The 2,381-nt window shown below is 46.3% G+C and carries 2 protein-coding genes; one reads left to right on the top strand and one right to left on the bottom strand.

Features of this window, described 5'->3' with window-relative positions:
• Positions 1-162 precede the first annotated feature (162 nt).
• Positions 163-957 carry an Arm DNA-binding domain-containing protein gene (locus KDK15_RS05185; RefSeq protein WP_257294302.1) on the top strand — a complete coding sequence of 265 codons (795 nt, stop codon included), beginning with the start codon at positions 163-165 and terminating at the stop codon, positions 955-957.
• Here KDK15_RS05185 and KDK15_RS05190 read toward each other — a convergent pair.
• On the bottom strand, positions 939-1,961 hold the full coding sequence (locus KDK15_RS05190; protein ID WP_257294303.1) for a transposase: 1,023 nt from the start codon (positions 1,959-1,961) through the stop codon (positions 939-941). The two genes, KDK15_RS05185 and KDK15_RS05190, sit on opposite strands and share 19 nt — an antisense overlap.
• Between the last annotated feature and the right edge of the window lie 420 nt (positions 1,962-2,381).

Raw genomic sequence — 2,381 nt, forward strand, 5'->3', positions numbered from 1 at the left:
GAGTAACTATAGATAGGTTTTCGTTAACTGCAACAAGCCCTAAAAGATTGATGAAGCTTGATCATTATCGTTCTTTCTGGATATCGAGTCTCGTTCATTGCCTCTCCCCGAAAAATCCCCAAAATCGCCCTGTCATAACAACCGATCAAGGAGGATCTTGTCATGGCTAAGCTGATTATGCGTTTTAGCAAAAGCAAGTTGTTGGGACTAAAGCCTTCCAGTAGACCTTATTATGTCAGGGGTGAGCTTGGCGCTGGTTTGCGGTTGAAAGTGCTTCCTTCCGGTGCAAAGTCTTTCCAAGTGCAAAAACGTGCTAATGGTCGCGTGAGGACCATCACCATCGGCTACTTTGTCGATCGAGATGGCATCATGCACATTCACCCCGAGCAAGCTCAAAGAAGAGCCCGTGAAATATACAGCGAACTCGTACTGGGAAAAAAAGAAAAGGCTGAAGGGGAGGAAGAGCTGATGACGCTGGGTGAGTTTCGGGCTTGCATTGCACCCGGAGAAAAACGATGTGTTGACTTTCGGCCTCATTGCCGGAAAGAAAACATGCGCATTGGCAATCCGGTTAGCTTTGATTTCCTTGGGTTTACCCACTTCTGGGGAGCTTCACGGAAAGGGGATACTGTTGTCTACCAGAAAACAACAAAAGGGCGAATTGCCAGAACTCTGAAGTCGTTCAACCAATATTGTCGAAAATTCCGGCATAAGTCATTGGGTGAACAATATATAGCGCTCAACTGGAAGCTTCGGGGGCACTACGCATACTTCGGAATAACAGGGGCGGCGTTCGCAGAAGAGCCGAATCACATGGGAGAAATTCAAACTGCTTATGGGTCGTTTCCCCCTGGCACCGCCGAAATTCCATCATCGGTATTCATACGGTCGTCGGCTAGTGAACCAATAAGGCTCTTTTCGAATTCCGAACTGCTGAACTATCCTTGGTGGATATAATTAGCCATCGCCAGCATTGACCATGAATATAGGCCGAATCTGTGGGTCATTTCCGGTTCCGGTAACTTGCCAAGCGCATGATATAACGCGATTTCCGCACATCTGTAGGTTCTGAAACCGTATGATTTTCTCGTAGTGAGTTTTATCTTGGTGCTCAGACTCTCAACGATACCGCTGGAATACGCCTTTTTCGCCTTGAACCAGTTCAGGATAAGTGGCTTGTGTCGTCGAACAGTCTTAGCAACTTTCTTCATCGGTTCTATCTTTGATCGAATCACTCTTGTACACCACCGGTCCAGGTATTTTCCTGCCCAGTGTGGTGAAATGTAGTCCCAGAACACTTGGAACTCTTCTCTGAGAAGATAGGCTCTGACACTTTTCAGGTTGTACTGAAGCACTGTGTTCAGCTTGATCTCTTCTTTCTCGGTCAGGTTCTCTTTTCGCTTGAGCAGACACCAGCGTGTTTTTTTCAGCACCGGTTCATAACCATCTGCCTGAAGCTGTTTGTGTTCCGTGGCCCTGACTTCATCAATGGCCTTGATATTATCAAGTGAACGATGCTTCTTGCCCCACTCAACCACATACTCAACAGCATGGAAGACCTTCTCCCACGAGGTATTGAAAGTACGGGCCACCTCCTTCCAGGAAAGCTTTCTAGCCCAGTTTGCCAGAAACTGCATGTAAACTTTGGTGAGTTCCTTCTTGCCTTCAGCCCATGGAACCTGTTCAACCTTTACGCCACATGTCTTGCATTCAACCTTACGCATTTTGTAGAGCAGAAAAACCCTGATTCCCCAGAGAGGGACAAACTCGAAACGACGTTTAGCAAGACGGTCATAGCCCGGAGCTGGTTGCTGACATCCTGAGCAAATAGCATGGCCGTTCTTGCGTGGGACCACGATTACATTGAATACTTCAGAGCCTTGATAGAGACCGAGTTTTACATCCTGATAAACAAATGACTTGAGTTTATGAACTTTATTGAGGATAGTTTTTATCAGCATCAGCGGCGTTTCTTCTTGTTTTTGTCTGCAAATAAAAACATACCTGAAATCAGCCGCTGGTGCTTTTTTCTTCAAATTTGTTGATTTCTACCCACAGTTATCCCTGAAGAGCCTGAGTTTTACCACCATTCAAGTATAAAGATAACACGACACTTTTAACGTAGGCATCGCGTCCACTAAAAAAAAACATAACCCGGGAACTTTTACGTCACTGCATAAACGAACAAAGGAGTGCGCCGACATTTTTTGTGCACTTTCTAATGTACTGTTATGCACTACTACATCATTTCAAGGAGATTGACGTGTACCAACTCCGTTCATCCTGAGCGGAGTCGAAGGGTGTTGGCACGATCTATCATGGCCCGGAGTTTGCGCCCTTCGATGCTTCGACAAGCTCAGCACTCACGACGAACGGAGTGC

The sequence above is a fragment of the Endozoicomonas sp. YOMI1 genome (assembly GCF_024606345.1).
Taxonomy (GTDB): domain Bacteria; phylum Pseudomonadota; class Gammaproteobacteria; order Pseudomonadales; family Endozoicomonadaceae; genus Endozoicomonas.

Excerpts from the sequence above, each read along its gene's own strand:
- KDK15_RS05185 (WP_257294302.1), top strand. The coding sequence starts at position 163 with ATGGCTAAGCTGATTATGCGTTTTAGCAAAAGCAAGTTGTTGGGACTA.
- KDK15_RS05190 (WP_257294303.1), bottom strand. The coding sequence starts at position 1,961 with ATGCTGATAAAAACTATCCTCAATAAAGTTCATAAACTCAAGTCATTT.